This is a genomic window from Bacteroides sp. ET489, from assembly GCF_030518095.1.
Lineage (GTDB): Bacteria > Bacteroidota > Bacteroidia > Bacteroidales > Bacteroidaceae > Bacteroides > Bacteroides ndongoniae.
In genome coordinates this window covers 18,989-36,904 of record NZ_JAULLJ010000030.1, presented here as the reverse complement: position 1 = coordinate 36,904, position 17,916 = coordinate 18,989, and the positions used below count along the sequence as shown (strand labels likewise).

Annotated in this window: 17 protein-coding genes and 1 riboswitch; of the genes, 12 read left to right on the top strand and 5 right to left on the bottom strand. The window is 46.7% G+C overall.

Translation table 11 applies throughout. The annotated features are described in order from the left end of the window. Positions 1 to 53: 53 nt before the first annotated feature. The gene (locus tag Q3C19_RS14310) at positions 54 to 1,265 is read right to left on the bottom strand and encodes a hypothetical protein (protein WP_302730186.1); all 1,212 of its coding nucleotides are present in this window, start codon (positions 1,263 to 1,265) and stop codon (positions 54 to 56) included. Positions 1,266 to 1,407: 142 nt separating this feature from the next. Between Q3C19_RS14310 and Q3C19_RS14305 the strand changes: the two genes are divergently transcribed. The 12 genes from Q3C19_RS14305 (at position 1,408) to Q3C19_RS14250 (ending at position 14,161) form a co-directional block, all read left to right on the top strand. Next, positions 1,408 to 1,734, top strand: coding sequence for a helix-turn-helix transcriptional regulator (locus Q3C19_RS14305; RefSeq protein WP_022164234.1), 327 nt, complete (start codon positions 1,408 to 1,410; stop codon positions 1,732 to 1,734). Positions 1,735 to 1,796: 62 nt separating this feature from the next. Further along, a complete protein-coding gene (locus Q3C19_RS14300) occupies positions 1,797 to 2,237 on the top strand; it encodes a nitrophenyl compound nitroreductase subunit ArsF family protein (protein WP_277120895.1) in 441 nt (146 codons plus the stop codon). Positions 2,238 to 2,242: 5 nt separating this feature from the next. Beyond that, a complete protein-coding gene (locus tag Q3C19_RS14295) occupies positions 2,243 to 2,950 on the top strand; it encodes an aromatic aminobenezylarsenical efflux permease ArsG family transporter (RefSeq protein WP_277120894.1) in 708 nt (235 codons plus the stop codon). A 37-nt stretch (positions 2,951 to 2,987) separates the two neighbouring features. Further along, a complete protein-coding gene (locus Q3C19_RS14290; protein WP_022164237.1) occupies positions 2,988 to 3,221 on the top strand; it encodes a thioredoxin family protein in 234 nt (77 codons plus the stop codon). 108 nt (positions 3,222 to 3,329) lie between these two features. Then, positions 3,330 to 4,298, top strand: coding sequence for a permease (locus tag Q3C19_RS14285; RefSeq protein WP_302730183.1), 969 nt, complete (start codon positions 3,330 to 3,332; stop codon positions 4,296 to 4,298). 83 nt (positions 4,299 to 4,381) lie between these two features. Continuing rightward, on the top strand, positions 4,382 to 4,837 hold the full coding sequence (locus Q3C19_RS14280; RefSeq protein WP_071149467.1) for an arsenate reductase ArsC: 456 nt from the start codon (positions 4,382 to 4,384) through the stop codon (positions 4,835 to 4,837). Between the two features lie 1,046 nt (positions 4,838 to 5,883). Further along, complete coding sequence (locus Q3C19_RS14275; protein WP_277120892.1) at positions 5,884 to 7,212, top strand: nucleotide sugar dehydrogenase; 1,329 nt, start codon at positions 5,884 to 5,886, stop codon at positions 7,210 to 7,212. A 48-nt stretch (positions 7,213 to 7,260) separates the two neighbouring features. Then, positions 7,261 to 8,358: a GDP-mannose 4,6-dehydratase gene (gene gmd / locus Q3C19_RS14270; protein WP_071149464.1), complete on the top strand. Its 1,098-nt coding sequence runs from the start codon at positions 7,261 to 7,263 to the stop codon at positions 8,356 to 8,358. Between the two features lie 45 nt (positions 8,359 to 8,403). Next, complete coding sequence (locus Q3C19_RS14265; protein WP_022162517.1) at positions 8,404 to 9,501, top strand: GDP-L-fucose synthase; 1,098 nt, start codon at positions 8,404 to 8,406, stop codon at positions 9,499 to 9,501. 279 nt (positions 9,502 to 9,780) lie between these two features. Next, positions 9,781 to 10,470 carry a response regulator transcription factor gene (locus tag Q3C19_RS14260; protein WP_022162516.1) on the top strand — a complete coding sequence of 230 codons (690 nt, stop codon included), beginning with the start codon at positions 9,781 to 9,783 and terminating at the stop codon, positions 10,468 to 10,470. Further along, positions 10,445 to 12,238 carry a cell wall metabolism sensor histidine kinase WalK gene (locus Q3C19_RS14255; RefSeq protein WP_071149463.1) on the top strand — a complete coding sequence of 598 codons (1,794 nt, stop codon included), beginning with the start codon at positions 10,445 to 10,447 and terminating at the stop codon, positions 12,236 to 12,238. The genes Q3C19_RS14260 and Q3C19_RS14255 overlap by 26 nt, the downstream gene beginning before the upstream one ends. A 64-nt stretch (positions 12,239 to 12,302) precedes the next feature. Further along, positions 12,303 to 12,502, top strand: a riboswitch (cobalamin riboswitch). 285 nt (positions 12,503 to 12,787) lie between these two features. After that, positions 12,788 to 14,161: a tryptophanase gene (locus Q3C19_RS14250; RefSeq protein WP_302730178.1), complete on the top strand. Its 1,374-nt coding sequence runs from the start codon at positions 12,788 to 12,790 to the stop codon at positions 14,159 to 14,161. Between the two features lie 86 nt (positions 14,162 to 14,247). Here the strand turns inward: Q3C19_RS14250 and Q3C19_RS14245 are convergent, their stop codons facing one another. The 4 genes from Q3C19_RS14245 to mutY all read right to left on the bottom strand — a co-directional run bounded on the left by Q3C19_RS14245 (position 14,248) and on the right by mutY (position 17,808). Continuing rightward, a complete protein-coding gene (locus tag Q3C19_RS14245) occupies positions 14,248 to 14,874 on the bottom strand; it encodes a 4'-phosphopantetheinyl transferase superfamily protein (RefSeq protein WP_302730176.1) in 627 nt (208 codons plus the stop codon). Positions 14,875 to 14,888: 14 nt separating this feature from the next. Beyond that, positions 14,889 to 16,238, bottom strand: coding sequence for a gliding motility-associated protein GldE (locus tag Q3C19_RS14240; protein WP_302730174.1), 1,350 nt, complete (start codon positions 16,236 to 16,238; stop codon positions 14,889 to 14,891). Between the two features lie 23 nt (positions 16,239 to 16,261). Beyond that, positions 16,262 to 16,693: a single-stranded DNA-binding protein gene (locus tag Q3C19_RS14235; RefSeq protein WP_277120889.1), complete on the bottom strand. Its 432-nt coding sequence runs from the start codon at positions 16,691 to 16,693 to the stop codon at positions 16,262 to 16,264. 74 nt (positions 16,694 to 16,767) lie between these two features. Next, on the bottom strand, positions 16,768 to 17,808 hold the full coding sequence (mutY, locus tag Q3C19_RS14230) for an A/G-specific adenine glycosylase (RefSeq protein WP_302730171.1): 1,041 nt from the start codon (positions 17,806 to 17,808) through the stop codon (positions 16,768 to 16,770). Positions 17,809 to 17,916: the final 108 nt, after the last annotated feature.

Genomic DNA, 17,916 nt, shown 5'->3' with positions numbered 1-17,916 from the left:
GCAAAGGTAACATTCCCGCAGCTCATTTGCAAGCGAAGCCCGCAAAAAGCAGCCTATCTGCCAATGGGCTGAATCTTACGCCGGACGTCCTTCGATATTTCCAAAAACATGTAATTTAGCTTGTCCGAATGGATACCTTCCTCATGTTGTTTATACTTACGGTTGGCATACTCTTTCGACTTGTCAAAGGTGATGCGCGACATCTGGTTCTGCGTCTTGCCCACCATAGTCGAGTCGAGCCGCTCGTCGGGGAAGAAATCGTCCAAATCGACATCGCCAATCATCGTAGTTTCCAGAAAATCCATATTCTTATGCCCGTTGTCGGTATAGTAACCCACAAACATGTGGCCGGGTATACGCACCAGAATGGGCTCGATGTTGATAGCACGTAACAGCGAGGCAAACAGTACACTACCGTCCACACAGTTGATTTGTGAAGAATTGAGGGCATCATCGAATGTACGTACCCGCTGTGAAAAGACAACATTACTCGACAAGCTTGTGTTCGATACCGAGCTATAACGAAAATTCCGCTTCTGCAACACATTCCACAAAGCGTATACTTGCTTGTCCACCGACCCGGCCGTACCACCTTGATAACCCAAGAAACGATTGACGATGCGTGTATTCAGCGCCTCACGCAGCAGTTGGTCTATCATGGGGTTTTCTTCGTTGACGTAAGCAGCAAAGAAAACGCCAGTATCGTGAAACTTAGTACCGTCGGTCACATAGCCCAGCAGGCATTCGTTGATGCTGCGCACCGAAAAAGTACGTACCCGCTGCCCCATCTCCTTACCGTTGAGTTCGACCGTTACTGCCACGTTGATAGGCTCTGCCTGCTTGTTGTTCTTCAACGCTTCGTAATTCCAGATAATATCGGGATAAATGGTATACTCCGTATGTGGCTTGGCCAATACGAACTCCGACACCGAGAGCGAAAAGAAAGGTGTTTCGGCCACTTCGATACGCACACGGCTATATGCCTTGCCCGAACGGACTCGTATGCTGATACACGACTTCGGATTGCCTACATACAAAGAATCGGAAGGCACAATGACCTGTGCATCGGTCGTAGCTACAGACAATATACTCGAAGGAAAAATATTTCCTCCCAATTCATCGGTTATCTCAAATCCCGAACGGAAAGGAGAAGTGTTCAGCCACACCGAGCCACCCACCACAAGAACCAGTAAGCCCACTATCAACGGCAACCGCCAACGGTGTTGCTGTCCTTTATTCCAATCTACAATAGGAAACGATTTCATCTCTTTTACATCATTGGTACCTGACAAAATTAGCACTTTCCATGCATAATTATCTTCTTCAAAAGAAGAAAAATGAAAATTCTTTTGGCAAGAAATATATTATTCGTATTTTTGCGAACAACAAACAAGAAAAAAGACAGCAATGACTCAAAAGAAATATTCAGAAGAACAGGAAAAGATAGCTCGTTTTGCCAAAGCCATGGGGCATCCCGCACGCATAGCCATACTCCAGTTTCTGGCAGCTCAGGAATGTTGCTTTTTCGGCGACATCCACGAAGAACTGCCTATAGCCAAAGCTACGGTATCGCAACACCTGAAGGAACTGAAGGAAGCCGAACTGATCCAAGGAGAAATTGAGGCACCTAAAGTAAGATACTGCATCAATAAGGAGAACTGGGAAATAGCCAGAAGAATGTTTGCCGACTTCTTCGGACAGCCGGTATGCAAAAAAGAGAGCTGCTGCGGTTAAGCTCTTTTTTTGCAATAGATGTTCGTTGTTTTGCGAATTACTAACATTAATATATTATAAACATGAAAACGATTCTGTTTCTGGTTGCCGCCTGTTTCGCATTTGCCTCATGCCAGACGAATGTAAAGAACGAAGCAACCGCACAAGCTCAAAAAGAAGTCGCTGTCAGCGACCACGTGGAAGTACTGTATTTCCATGGGAAACAGCGCTGTGCTACCTGCATGGCCATTGAAAACAATACCAAGGCTGCAATAGAAGAAAACTTTGCCTCGCAGATAAAGAATGGCGATGTAGTATTCAGAGTGATAGACATCAGTCAAAAGGAGAACGAGGAAATTGCTGAAAAGTACAAAGTAACATGGTCGTCGCTGTTTGTTGTCAAATACAAAAACGGGCACGAAACCAGGGAGAATATGACCGAATTTGCATTCGGCAATGCCCGCAAGTCGCCGGATGTATTCAAAGCCGGAGTAGTAAAATCAGTAACAGACATGCTGAACTAAAGCTTATGGATTGGCTACAGACACTGCTCGATAACAGCTCCACACCTGTATTGACGGCATTTCTACTCGGACTGCTGACGGCACTTTCGCCTTGTCCGCTGGCAACCAACATCGCCGCCATCGGATTCATCGGAAAAGACATGGAGAACAGGAAACGGATCTTCCGCAACGGCTTGCTCTATACACTGGGGCGCATCCTGTCATACACCCTGCTTGGCATTGTGCTGATTATGATTCTGAAAGAAGGTTCAAGCATGTTCGGCATCCAGAAGACTATCGGCACATGGGGCGAACTAGCCATAGGGCCGCTACTGCTTATCATCGGCCTGTTCATGCTTTGGGGAGACAAACTCAACTTGCCTAAGTTTGGCTTCAACGGCCAGGCAGAAGGACTTGCCCGAAAAGGCGGATGGGGTGCACTGCTGATAGGCATCCTCTTTGCACTGGCGTTCTGCCCCACAAGCGGCGTATTCTATTTCGGCATGCTGATACCCATGTCGGCCACAGCTACAGCAGGCTACCTGCTGCCCGCCGTATTTGCCATCGCTACCGCCATACCAGTACTTGCCGTAGCTTGGATACTGGCATTCAGCGTACAGCAGATGGGACGTTTTTACGGTCAAATGAAAGTGGTACAGAAATGGATGAACCTCATTGTCGGATGGATATTCATTGTAATAGGCTTATATTATTGCTGGACAATGTACCTATAAAACACTATTGATACTAACAAACAAAAATTTTAGGAATATGGAAATTAAAGTATTAGGACCGGGTTGCTGCAAATGCAAGACAACCTACAATGTAATCGAAAAAGTAATCAAAGAAAACAATCTGGACGTAAAACTGACCAAAGTGGACGACATCATGGAAATGATGAACTACAATATCATGACTACTCCCGCCGTTGTTGTCGACGAGGTGGTAAAAATGAAAGGACAGGTTCCGACCGAGAGTGACGTAAAAAAACTTTTGGGCATCTGACAACCCAGATTATTTAACTGCGAACGGCAGAAACAACCGTTATTGAATCTGCCGTTCTTTTTATATAAACATTGTTCGTATTTATACGAATTAAAAAAACAGTAAAACATGATACAAGATTTTGCAGACTGGCTTGTTTACGGGCTGTTCGGACTGAGTGCCGATACACCGTTAGGAGTGGCCGTAAATTTCTTCTTTTATGATACAATCAAGATTCTCATCCTGTTATTCTTTATCAGCGTGCTGATGGGAATCATCAATGCTTATTTCCCGATCGAACGTTTGAGAAACTACCTGATGACGCACAAGATGTATGGCTTGCAATACCTGCTGGCATCCGTATTCGGTGCCATTACTCCATTCTGCTCCTGCTCTTCCATCCCGCTGTTCATCGGTTTCGTCAAAGGCGGCATTCCTTTGGGAGTGACTTTTGCCTTTCTTATCACCTCGCCGCTGGTCAACGAAGTAGCCGTTGCGATGTTCCTTGGTTCTTTCGGAGTGAAGGTGACACTGATCTACGTCATCAGCGGCATCCTGCTGGGCGTTATAGGTGGAGTTGTGCTGGGACGGATGAGACTGGCACCTTACCTGACCGACTGGGTAAAACAGATACAAGCACAGGCTTCGGTCCAGGCTGGCGAATGGGAAAAGGAGCATACTACTTTCTTCAAGCGGCTTCCGACCATCATCCGTGACGCTTGGAAGATTGTCAGCGGCGTACTTGTCTACATCCTGATAGGTATCGGTATCGGTGCCTTTATGCACGGCTTTGTTCCCGAAGGCTTCTTCGCACAGCACATGTCGAAAGATAATTGGTATGCGGTTCCCCTGTCCGTCATTCTGGCCGTACCAATGTATGCCAATGCCGCAGGCATTGTGCCCATCATTGAGGTATTTGTGGCCAAAGGTATCCCCATGGGTACGGCCATCGCTTTCATGATGGCTGTTGTAGGCCTTTCGCTACCGGAAGCCACACTGCTCAAAAAGGTGATGACCTGGCGACTGATTGGCATATTCTTCGGCACAGTGACCTTTTTCATCATTCTGTCGGGCTATCTGTTCAACTATATATTGTAAACATCTCCCACAAAAACATTCAAAACAGTATTTATTATCAAGTCTACAATCCGATTACTATAAATGTAATTAGCAATAAAAAAATGAAAGTATTGATTCTTTGTACAGGAAACAGTTGCCGCAGCCAAATGGCACACGGCTTTTTACAGTCATTCGACCACACGATAGAAGTATATTCAGGAGGAACAGAACCTGCTGCACAAGTAAATGCCAAGGCTGTGGAAATGATGAAAGAGGTTGGAATAGATATCAGTTCGCATGTACCCACGCACGTAAACACTTATCTCGATCAAGAATGGGATTACGTGATAACCGTATGCGGAGGAGCAAACGAAAATTGCCCTACATTCAGCGGCAAAGTAGGAAAACGTCTACATATAGGCTTTGATGATCCGTCACATGCTAGAGGTACACCAGAATTCATCGATTCGGAATTCCGCCGTGTACGCGACGAAATCAGAAAATCCTTTGCCCGCTTTTACATCACTGAAATCAGAAAAGAAGCATTGCCCCAATGCTCTTGTGGAGGCAATTGCTAACATTACGAGCATAAATAATCCACGTTCCACACTTGTACGGCTCGCGAGCGACACTTGCACGGCTCACGAGCCGTGCTTGCAATACGCACGAGAGTTGCAGGCCATACTCACAGCATTGCTTGTTACGCCAGCTAACTACCAATGTTATGCGGCTAAAGTAAGTAGTTAAGAAAGGAAAGTGAATGATTAAAAATGAAAAACCGGGTGAAAGATGGATACGCGAACGAAGCGGATGGGGCAGACTAACACGGATAAAAATAAGAAAAGGGGAAATCGGGTTCACGCTTTCAAAACGTTATTTTTCATTGATATACAGAAAGATATGGTGAAAGATAAAGTTTCACCGACATTCGGTGAAACACAAATCGGGATGGCTGTACAACCCGTTAATTTTTTCCCAGTTAGGAAAAAATTTTTTCCTAACTAGACAAATATTTTTTCCTAACTAGGAAAAAAAATTGCAATAGTAGCATTAGCTTTCACACCCCTTTCTGAAAATTCGCTCTGCCTGTATCATCCGCTTTAACCGGCTCAACAACTGTTTTATCTTTCACTACAATCTATTCATATTCATACGCTTATGGTGAAACGTCACCCAAATAGATACCCATTTGATGTCTGCTGCTGAAATCTATGCCACAGTAAAACACAAAAATGCTGCAGTGCTGAAGGATTGTTCGTGTACGTCGTCCGCCGACCTGTTAGCGCAGCTGGGCGCAGGATATATACGAAGTATGAGCATGGGGATTTTGTGGAGCAAAACGGAAGTAAAATCATAAAACCGACCGGCTTTCATTTGTGAAATAAATGTAAATAAGCCCCATCAGCTTTCTTTAACCTCATACGTTTATCTATCTTTGCAGAAAGAATCTGTAAGGACTTTTTGTCACATCCTTTATATAAAATCAAACCTGTTTCCGATTGGAACAAATCATAGGTTATCAGTTGAAAGCTGTATTCTACAACTGAATAAATAAAAGGAGTACAAAAACAGTAAACGGACTCAGAAAAAAACAAAAACGATTTCAAGGAAGGAGAGCAACGTTATGAAAGATTACAGAATTGCTGTAGCCGGAACCGGCTACGTAGGACTTTCGATAGCAACCCTACTGTCGCAACACCATCAGGTAACAGCTGTGGACGTAATACCTGAAAAAGTGGAAAAGATAAACCAACATATCAGCCCCATACAAGACGAGTACATCGAAAAGTATCTGGCCGAGAAGCAACTGAATCTGAGCGCCACCCTCGACGGATGGAAAGCCTATAGCGAAGCCGACTTCATCGTGATAGCCGCACCGACCAATTATGACCCGATGAAGAACTACTTCGACACAAGCCATGTGGAAGAAGTAATCGATCTGGTACTCGAAGTGAATCCTGATGCCGTCATGGTGATTAAAAGTACCATCCCCGTGGGCTATTGCCGAAGCCTGTACGTAAAGTATGCCGAGCGCTTCCAATCGTCACCCGCCCTGCAAGGCAAGCGGTTGAATCTGCTGTTCTCGCCCGAGTTTCTGCGCGAAAGCAAGGCACTGTACGACAACCTCTACCCCAGCCGCATCATTGTAGGATATCCCAAGATGATAGAAGGACGAGAGGAAGAAAACGAAGCCATCCGAGCCATCGCCGGAGAGCGGCTGGAAGAAAAGGCTCACGAATTTGCCGCACTGCTACAGGAAGGAGCCTTGAAAGAAGACGTTCCTACCCTGTTCATGGGACTGAAAGAAGCAGAAGCCGTGAAACTGTTTGCCAATACTTACCTGGCACTGAGGGTAAGCTACTTCAACGAACTCGACACTTATGCCGAAGTGAAAGGACTCGACACGAAAGCCATCATCGACGGCATCTGTCTGGATCCGCGTATCGGAACACACTACAACAACCCTTCCTTCGGATACGGCGGCTACTGCCTGCCCAAAGACACGAAACAGCTGTTGGCAAACTATCAGGATGTGCCCGAAAACCTGATCCATGCCATTGTGGAGAGCAACCGCACCCGAAAGGACTTCATCGCCGACCAGGTGCTTCACAAGGCAGGATATTACGACTATTACAATCGTGGTGCATTCGATCCGTCGAACGAAAAGAAGTGCGTCATCGGAGTATACCGGCTGACGATGAAGTCGAACAGCGACAACTTCCGCCAAAGTTCCATTCAGGGCGTCATGAAACGCATTAAGGCCAAAGGTGCCAGCGTCATCATCTACGAGCCCACACTGGAAGATGGCAGTACCTTCTTCGGATCGGTAGTCGTAAACAATCTGGAGAACTTCAAACAACAGTCCGACGCCATCATTGCCAACCGCTACGACAGCTGTCTGGACGATGTAAAAGAGAAAGTCTATACCCGGGATATTTTCCGAAGAGACTGAGAAAAACAAAGTCATCAACTTTAATAAAGTGCAACCATAACAAAGACAATGGAAAAGAGAAATGTAGCTTTAATTACCGGTATCACCGGACAAGACGGGTCGTTTCTGGCCGAATTGCTGCTAAGCAAAGGATATGATGTACACGGCACCATCAGACGGTCGTCGGTAGACTATCGCGAACGCATCGCGCATCTGGAAGGAAAACCCAATTTCCACCTACATTATGCCGACCTGAGCGACTCGATGAGCATCCTGCAAGTCGTAGGAAAAGTGAGACCGACCGAAATATACAACCTCGCTGCACAAAGTCATGTGCAGGTAAGTTTCGACTCTCCGGAGTTTACAGCCAACGTAGATGCTACAGGCGTACTGCGTGTATTGGAGGCTGTGCGCCTAGCGGGCCTGACTGATACTTGCCGCATATATCAGGCATCGACTTCGGAACTGTACGGCAAAGTGGAAGAGGTACCGCAAAATGAGAATACACCTTTCCACCCTTACTCACCTTATGCTGTTGCCAAACTGTACGGTTACTGGATTGTAAAAGAGTATCGCGAGGCATACAACATGTACTGCTGTTCGGGCATCCTGTTCAACCACGAAAGCGAACGCCGTGGCGAAACTTTCGTAACGCGGAAAATCACGCTGGCAGCAGCGCGCATCGCACAAGGTAAGCAGGATCGTCTGTATCTGGGTAACCTGGATTCGCTGCGCGACTGGGGATACGCCAAAGACTATGTGGAATGTATGTGGCTGATTCTGCAACAGGAGAAACCGGAAGACTTCGTGATAGCTACCGGCGTGCAACATTCGGTAAGAGAATTCTGCTATCTGGCTTTCAAATATGCAGGTATCGAACTGGAATTCAAGGGTGAAGGCATTGACGAGAAAGGCTACGACAAAGCCACGGGCAAATGCCTGGTAGAGGTAAGCGAAGACTTTTACCGTCCGACCGATGTGGTGAACCTGTGGGGAGACCCGACTAAAGCAAAAGCCAAACTGGGCTGGAATCCCAACAGCACCAGCTTTGAAGAACTGGTACGCATTATGGTGGAAGCAGATATGGCCAAAGTAGCTGCCGACCATGCAGCTCAGCAGGTAAGAACCAATCTGGCAGAATATCTGGAGAAAGGCATTGTGAAGTAAACGGTAAATTACCTTTTTACATAGTATATATAAGTAAGAATGAAAATGGATAAAGATACTAAAATCTATGTAGCCGGTCACAGAGGACTGGTAGGATCGGCCATTTGGAACAACCTACAGGAAAGAGGATACCACAACCTGGTAGGACGCACACATAAGGAGCTGAATCTGCTGGATGGAGTAGCCGTCAAGAAATTCTTCGATGAAGAGCAACCCGAGGCTGTAGTGCTGGCAGCCGCTCATGTGGGAGGCATTATGGCCAATCTGCAATACAGAGCAGACTTTATCTATGAAAATCTGCAAATTCAGCAAAACGTCATAGGCGAAAGTTTCCGCCACGGAGTCAAGAAGCTGCTCTTTTTGGGAAGTACCTGTATCTACCCCAGAGAGGCACCGCAACCCATGAAAGAAGAATGCTTGCTGACATCGCCGTTGGAATACACCAACGAACCTTACGCCATAGCCAAAATTGCCGGACTGAAAATGTGTGAAAGCTTCAATCTGCAATATGGTACCAACTACATTGCCGTGATGCCCACCAACCTGTATGGTCCGAACGATAACTTCCATCTGGAAAACAGCCATGTTCTGCCAGCTATGATGAGAAAAGTGTATCTGGCCAAATGCCTGAACGAAGGAAACTGGGAAGCTGTAAGAAAAGACATTAACCTGCGCCCGGTAGAGGGAGTAGACGGCAGCCGGACAGAAGAAGAAATCAGACAGATTCTGGCCAAATACGGCATCACAGCCGAAGCTGTCACCCTGTGGGGAACCGGAAAACCCATGCGCGAATTCCTGTGGAGCGAAGAAATGGCCGACGCCAGTGTGCACGTACTGCTGAACGTGGACTTCAAGGACACTTACCGTGAAGGTGAAAAAGAGATTCGTAACTGCCACATCAACGTTGGAACTGGAAAAGAACTGAGTATCCGCGAAGTGGCCGAAAAGATTGTTGCCGAAATCGGATTCAAGGGTGAACTGAAGTGGGATGCCAGCAAGCCGGACGGCACAATGAGAAAGCTGACCGACGTAAGCAAGCTGCACGGACTGGGATGGCACCACAAGGTAGAAATAGACGAAGGAATACACCGTCTGTACGAATGGTACAAACAAGGAATCTGCATCAACCATCAGACTGTGTAAACCCCTAAGATACGTATACCGTACAAATGACGCACCGATGAGACTGCCACAGCATCATCGGTGTGTTTTTGTATTACCGCATTCCCTCTCTGTGTTCCTGGCAATAGATGTTCAGATGCAAAATGTAACAGAATCGTAATACTTGTTTCATGCGTCCGTAATAAAAATGCCTCACTTTTGCCTGCGAAAAGAAATAAAGTATAACTTTGTAACAGGAAGAGGACGTACCGTTACAGACGGGAAAAGTGCTTCCCAGTTGCAACTTAAAACCAGGAAACAATGAACAATTACCGAATCTTAGTAGTAGACGATGAAGAAGATTTGTGCGAAATCCTGAAGTTCAACCTTGAGAACGAAGGATACGAAGTGGATACTGCAAACTCGGCCGAAGAAGCCCTGCGAATGGACATCAGCAGTTACAACCTGCTACTGCTTGACGTAATGATGGGAGAGATATCGGGATTCAAAATGGCAAGTATGCTCAAAAAGGATAAAAAGACAGCACAAGTGCCCATAATCTTCATCACAGCTAAAGACACGGAAAACGATACTGTAACAGGATTCAATCTTGGAGCGGATGACTACATATCGAAACCATTCTCACTGCGTGAAGTAGCAGCACGGGTTAAAGCCGTACTGAGACGTACAGGACAGGGGGAAAGCGAACGGATGCCCGAGCAATTGGTCTATAAAACGCTGGTTCTTGACATTGTGAAGAAAAAAGTTTCCATTGATGGACAGGAAGCTCCGCTGACCAAAAAAGAATTCGAAATTCTGCTGCTGTTGCTGCAAAACAAAGGACGTGTCTTCTCGCGCGAAGATATTTTGGGACGTATCTGGAGCGAGGAAGTCTATGTGCTCGACCGTACCATAGACGTTAACATCACCCGCCTGCGCAAAAAAATCGGTATTTACGGAAAATGCATTGTAACTCGCTTGGGATATGGATACTGCTTTGAAGCCGAATAAAGATGAACGGCATTTTCTGTCATTCAGCCGGAAGTTATTTCTTTCGGTTATCTCGCTGTTTCTTGCATTCGCAGCTTGCTTCATCGCTTATCAGTACCAACGTGAAAAAAGCTACAAAATAGAATTGCTCAACACACAATTGCAGGATTATAACGAGCGTTTGTCGTTCGAACTGCGTATTGTTCCCGACAGTCTGTGGACCAGCACTTTGGACAATTATATCAATAGAGTAAACAATAACCTGCGTGTCACTCTTATCAGTCTGAACGGGAAAGTGATATACGACAGTTACAAAGGTAAACAGGAACCAGGCAATCACCTTGGACGCCCGGAAATACAACAAGCACTTCGGCAAGGAAAAGGATACGACTTACGCCGTATGTCAGAAACTACCGGAATGCCCTACTTCTATTCGGCAACTCTACAAGACAATTATATCATACGTTCGGCACTGCCATACAACTTGAATCTGATTCATAACCTGGCTGCCGACCCTCATTACATCTGGTTTACCGTTATCGTAACCTTACTGCTGATATTCATCTTTTACAAGTTTACAGCAAAACTTGGAAAAGCCATCACCAATCTTCGCGAATTTGCCAAACGGGCCGACCGCAATGAACCGATTGAAATGGATATACAGGCTGCATTCCCCCATAATGAGTTGGGAGAAATCTCGCAACACATCATCCAGATATACCGACGCCTGCGAGAGACAAAGGAGGCTCTTTACATCGAAAGAGAAAAACTGATCACACACTTACAGACATCGCGAGAGGGACTAGGTGTATTTACCAAAGACAAAAAGGAAATACTCGTCAACAACCTCTTCACACAATACGGGAACCTTATTTCGGACCAGAATCTGCAAACTACCGAAGAGATATTCTCTATCTGTGAGTTTCAGAAAATAACCGACTTTATCAACAAGTCGCAGAAACGTCCGGCTAATGCAACGGAAGAAAAGCGCATGTCGCTCAACATCAACAAAAACGGACGTATCTTTATCATCGAATGCATCATCTTCCAAGACCGTAGCTTCGAAATCTCGATTAACGACATAACCCAGGAAGAAGAGCAAATCAGACTAAAGAGGCAACTGACCCAAAATATAGCTCACGAACTGAAAACCCCGGTAAGCAGTATACAGGGCTATTTGGAAACCATCGTCAGCAACGACAGCATCCCACGCGAAAAGATACAGACTTTCCTGGAGCGCTGCTATGCCCAAAGCAACCGCCTGAGCCGACTGCTACGCGACATCTCCGTGCTGACACGTATGGACGAAGCAGCCAACATGATCGATATGGAAAAGGTAGACATCAGCCTGCTGGTTGGAAACATCGTCAACGAAGTAGCTTTGGAACTGGAAGAAAAGCATATTACAGTAGTCAACTCGCTGCAACCCAAAATACAGCTGAAAGGCAACTATTCACTACTCTACTCCATTTTCCGGAATCTGATGGACAACGCCATCGCCTACGCTGGTACCAACATATATATACACATCGGCTGTTTCCGCGAAGACGAGAACTTCTATTATTTCAGCTTTGCAGATACAGGGGTAGGCGTAGCTCCTGAACACCTGAACCGCCTGTTCGAACGCTTCTACCGGGTAGACAAAGGCCGTTCGCGCAAGCTGGGCGGAACCGGCCTCGGACTGGCCATTGTGAAAAACGCCGTTCTGATACACGGAGGAACCATCTCGGCCAAAAACAGGCAAGGAGGAGGACTGGAGTTTGTATTCACACTGGCCAAGGAAAAATAAAATATTACCTTCGTAACATGTATTAATTTGCCGGAGATTTCCCTTGTAAATCCCCGGCTTTTTCTTATCTTTGCGCTGCATTGGTTTGCAATCCTCTTTCGGGAAAGCAATTAAAAGGGAATCAGGTGAGAATCCTGAACAGTCCCGCTGCTGTAAGTTTCGTGAAGTGTGACAGGCACATACCTCTTAAGCCACTGGATACGTCCGGGAAGGCGTCTGCCACAGAAACAAGTCAGAAGACCTGCCATGCAACACACTTTATCATTGCTTTCGAGGAAAAAGCGTTGAGTTTGATGAACCGGACAACTATTTCCTGTCCAAATCATTTCAACTGATTCAAAGAAAGTAAAAAGGTAAATGAACTCTGCCAAGTTTATTGAGAATGTCCGGTCGAAGTGATTTCGCCCGGACATTTGTTTTTTTACAAAGGGAAACAAACTTCTTGCTTTATAGAAGAAAAATCACTATCTTCGACTCCTGAGCAATAAGTCATAGACTTATTCCGTTAACCAAATGTCAAACCCTCAAAAAAAGAAAAACTAATCAACTATGGAATTACCCTTTGCCGAATCCTGGAAAATAAAGATGGTAGAACCCATCCGCAAAAGCACCCGACAAGAACGTGAACAATGGCTGAAAGAAGCCCATTACAATGTATTCCAACTGAAATCTGAACAAGTCTACATTGACCTGATCACCGACTCGGGTACAGGCGCCATGAGCGACCGCCAATGGGCCGGAATGATGCTGGGCGATGAAAGTTACGCAGGTGCTTCATCGTTCTTTAAACTTAAAGATACCATTACCAGACTGACCGGATTCGAATACATCATCCCCACCCATCAGGGACGAGCCGCCGAAAACGTACTCTTCTCCTATCTGGTGCATGAAGGAGACATCGTGCCTGGCAACTCACACTTTGATACGACCAAAGGACACATTGAAGGACGCAAAGCTTTCGCACTGGACTGTACTGTCGACGAGGCTAAGCAAACACAGCTTGAGGTTCCTTTCAAGGGAAACGTCGATCCTGCCAAACTGGAGAAAGCCTTGCAGGAACACGCCGACCGGATTCCTTTCATCATCGTCACCATCACCAACAATACGGCAGGAGGACAACCCGTATCCATGCAGAACCTGCGTGAAGTACGTGCCATAGCTGACAAATACGGCAAACCCGTTCTGTTCGACTCGGCCCGTTTTGCCGAAAACGCCTATTTCATCAAGACACGCGAAAAGGGCTACCAGGACAAGACCATCAAACAAATTACCCGTGAGATGTTCAGCCTGGCCGACGGCATGACCATGAGTGCGAAAAAAGATGGCATTGTCAACATGGGTGGTTTCATCGCAACCAATCGGAAGGATTGGTACGAAGGCGCCAAAGGCTTCTGCGTACAGTTCGAAGGTTACCTGACCTATGGAGGCATGAACGGACGCGACATGAACGCACTGGCCATCGGCCTGGACGAAAATACCGAATTCGACAATCTGGAAACCCGCATCCGGCAAGTGCAATATCTGGCCTACAAACTGGACGAATACGGTATTCCCTACCAACGTCCAGCTGGCGGACATGCCATCTTCATCGATGCCCCCAAAGTGCTGACTCACGTTCCTAAAGAAGAATTTCCGGCCCAGACACTCACAGTAGAGTTATATCTGGAGGCTGGCATACGGGGATGCGAGATAGGTTATCTGCTGGCCGACCGTGATCCTGTGACGCGCGAAAACCGATTCACCGGCCTGGATCTCCTGCGCCTTGCCATACCACGCAGAGTGTACACAGACAACCACATGAACGTAGTAGCAGCTGCACTGAAGAATGTATACGACCGACGCGAAAGCGTGACACGAGGCGTACGCATTGCATGGGAAGCACCATTGATGCGGCATTTCACCGTGCAATTAGAAAGACTGTAAACAACTTATTGTTTGAAGTAAGTAAACGTATCAGCCAGAGTCTACTGGCTTTGAAGAATAAGACAAGCACTTGGGGAGGGACGGAATCAGTACACCGTCCACGTCAATACAAAATCAGGATGGAGCAGATAACGGATGAGAAACGTTCGTTGCTGCTCCGTCTTATATTCACAAGCACGAAACTCTCCCCTTTCTTGCGGAACAAACGGCAGTACCTGCAAATGATCGCGCAAATCGACTTCGGAACAGTCCATGCATTTAAACATCACTTCCTTAGCCGACCAGTGAAGCAGCAAGCTCCACGTGTCATCGCCCTGATAAGGAACCGGCTGTTCGTCGGCACGCATGAACTTCGACGAAATCCGATGCACGCGAGTAGCATATTGCTCAATATCGATACCTGCAGGTGTCGATGCCAGCAACAAAGCCACATAACCCCGTGTATGCGAAATACTGATGTGAAAGCTGCCGTCAGCCAGATAGGGCTTGCCGGAAGGTAAATAAGCAATCTCTTTGTCGGCTCCCAACAGAGTACGCAGCAGAAGCCGGACCGACAGCCATTCATGCCTACGCTGCACTGCATGGAAACGTTCGGACGCCTGACGGCAAAGATCCGTGTCGGCCAACTGACGGCACAATTCCTCGTACGATTCATCCATCCGCCATACTCCCAGCAGAAATCCGTCCTCCTTATGCTGTATAAAAAGACTCAAGACACCCCCTCCGTTTATGCATTACCTTCGGCCTCGTCCGTAGGGGGATTGACTGTGAACTTGACTTTCAGAATGCGTCGGTTATCCATTTCGAGCACTTCGAATTCATAACGCTCATAACTAACCTTTTCATGCAAAGCCGGGAACTCGCCTTTCAGCTCCAGCAACAGCCCGGCTACCGTATCGGCATCGCCGGCTACCTCGTCAAAAGCAGTATCGTCAATGTGAGTTACCTTATAGAAATCGGTCAGCTGTGTTTTGGCTTCGAATACCCATGTATGGTCATTCAATATCGTGTATGTACGTTCTTCGTCATCGTACTCATCACGTATTTCACCTACAATTTCCTCAATGATGTCTTCCATTGTCACAATGCCCGACGTACCTCCAAACTCGTCTACAACGATGGCAATGTGTATTTTATTAGCCTGGAAGTCACGCAGCAGATCATCAATCATCTTTGTCTCGGGCACAAAATAAGCCGGACGGATCAGCGACTGCCAACGGAAATTGTCACCTTTATTCAGATGCGGAAGCAAATCCTTGATATAGAGTACTCCCTTGATGTTATCACGCGTTTCGGCATATACAGGAATGCGAGAATATACATTCTCGACAATGCACTTCAGCACATCTTTAAATGGGGTACGTATTTCAAGGTCGACCACATCCAGACGGGAAGTCATAACTTCTTTCACCGTCTCGCCACCGAAACGGATAATGCCTTCGAGTATATTGCTTTCTTCTTTCAACTCAGCTTTGTCCGTCAGTTCCAACGCATGCGACAGTTCATTGACAGAAATGTTGTGGTTCTTACGGGTAACATGCCTGTTCAGAAACGCCGTGGAATGTACCAGAACAGAAGCCAGCGGATAGAAGAACGAACGGAACATCGTAATGCCCGGAGCTGCAAAACGGCAGAATGCCAAGGTCTTCTGAGCAGAATAAATCTTAGGCATAATCTCGCCAAACAGCAACAGCAAGAAAGTAAGTATGACTGTCAGCACCAGAAACTCGGCAACAGGCGAGTGAAATTCGAAGACAGTCATAAAGAAGAAGTTGCAAAGCATGATAATGGTCACATTCACAAAGTTGTTTGTAATCAAAATCGTAGCCAGCAACCGCTCGGTATCATCCAGCAATCGGCTGATTTTTTCATCGGAAGGGTTCTTCTTCTCGGCAATGGCACTCAAGTCTGCCGGAGAAAGCGAAAAGAAAGCTATTTCGGATGCAGATGCAAATCCGGAAACAAGCAGGAGCAGTCCTGCCAAAACAATGGCTATAATAGCCGAAACAGAAGGTGTATGTACGGAAATTCCGTTAAATACGTCTGCCAACTGGCATAAAAAAGCGTCTGGGTCCAAAGAATCGGGTTTTAGTTAAACAATTAGAACGGCAAATCATCCGCCTGGTTATTCTGAACAGAAGCTGTCGGAGATGAAGCTGGTTGCTGGGGCTGTTGTGGAGTTGGAGCCGCTGAGGTGTTTCGGGGCGAAAGCATCTCCATGTTGTCCACAAAAATCTCGGTCACATAGCGCTTGATGCCTGCCTGGTCATCATACGAACGGCTGCGGATTTTTCCTTCCACATAAAGCTTGTCGCCTTTATGTACATACTGGTCCACAATCTCGGCCAGACGGTTACGGAATACCAGATTATGCCACTCCGTACGGTCGGGTATCTGCGTACCATTCTGCAAGGTATATCCTTTCTCGGAAGTTGCAAAAGATACTTGCGCCACACATGCGCCACCGTCGTAGTATGTCACCTTCGGATCCTGTCCGACATTGCCCAACAATATTACCTTATTTACCGACATAGACTTCTATTTTATCAATTCGCCGCCAAAAGTAACAAGAATAATTACACAATGCAAGAATCGGCACCTACTTTTCACTCGTATTTTTCCAGGAACGCATGTATCAGCCTGGGCACTGCATATTGTCCAAGCTCTTCCTGGGACACCCGCCGATAAGCTGAAAACGAACGCGTTTCTTCCGGCAACACCACTTCATAGAAACTGGCATAGATCACACGGTGGGACAATACATGCTTCACCCCACGACGCAAACAACGCAACTGCGGCTTATCCTCTGCAGCAAACAAGTCACGGAATTGGGGCAACTGCACAAACTCAGCTTCCGGCATATCGCGTTCGGTCTCGACCAGCGGAAGTTCGAACAAATTCTTCCAGATGTCATTCCCGGTACGTTTATTTATATACGTGTACGCGCCTGCACGTACATATATATAATTGAAAAAACGATCGGTAGTCTTCGTCTTATGCTGTTTCACCGGCAATTGGTCCACCCTTCCCTGTGCCAGTGCTGCGCACGTATCGCACAAAGGACAATACATGCACAAAGGCGATTGCGGCGTACATTGTATGGCTCCGAAATCCATGATGGCCTGATTGTACTCCGCCGGTCGGGAGACTGGAAGCATCTCCTGTGCCAAAGCCGCAAACAGTTTCTTACCTTCGGTCGAATCAATCGGAACTTCAATGCCCCAATAACGCGACAAGACACGATAGACATTTCCGTCAACCACAGCATAAGGCATGCCATAAGCTATCGAACAGATGGCGGCAGCCGTATAATCCCCTACTCCCTTCAGAGCCCGTACTCCCTCGTACGTACTGGGGAATACTCCGTTCATGCTACGTGCCGCCTCGTGCAGATTGCGTGCACGCGAGTAATAGCCCAGCCCTTGCCAGTACTTCATGACTTCGTCTTCGGAGGCTTCGGCCAAAGCGTGTACGTCGGGAAAGCGCTGCACAAAGCGCAAAAAATAATCGTACCCCTGCGCCACCCTGGTCTGTTGCAAAATAATTTCCGAAACCCAGATCAGATAAGGGTCCTTTGTATTCCTCCATGGCAGTTCGCGAGCATTATCCGCGTACCACCCAAGCAATGTTTCGCTAAAAATATTCATGCCGCAAAAATAGTACATTTCCCGCCCGATAAAGCCTAATGCAGCGACTTTTTCAAAAAATAGTCCGAAATATATTTTTCAGAGACGCGGAAAAGCTATATATTTGCA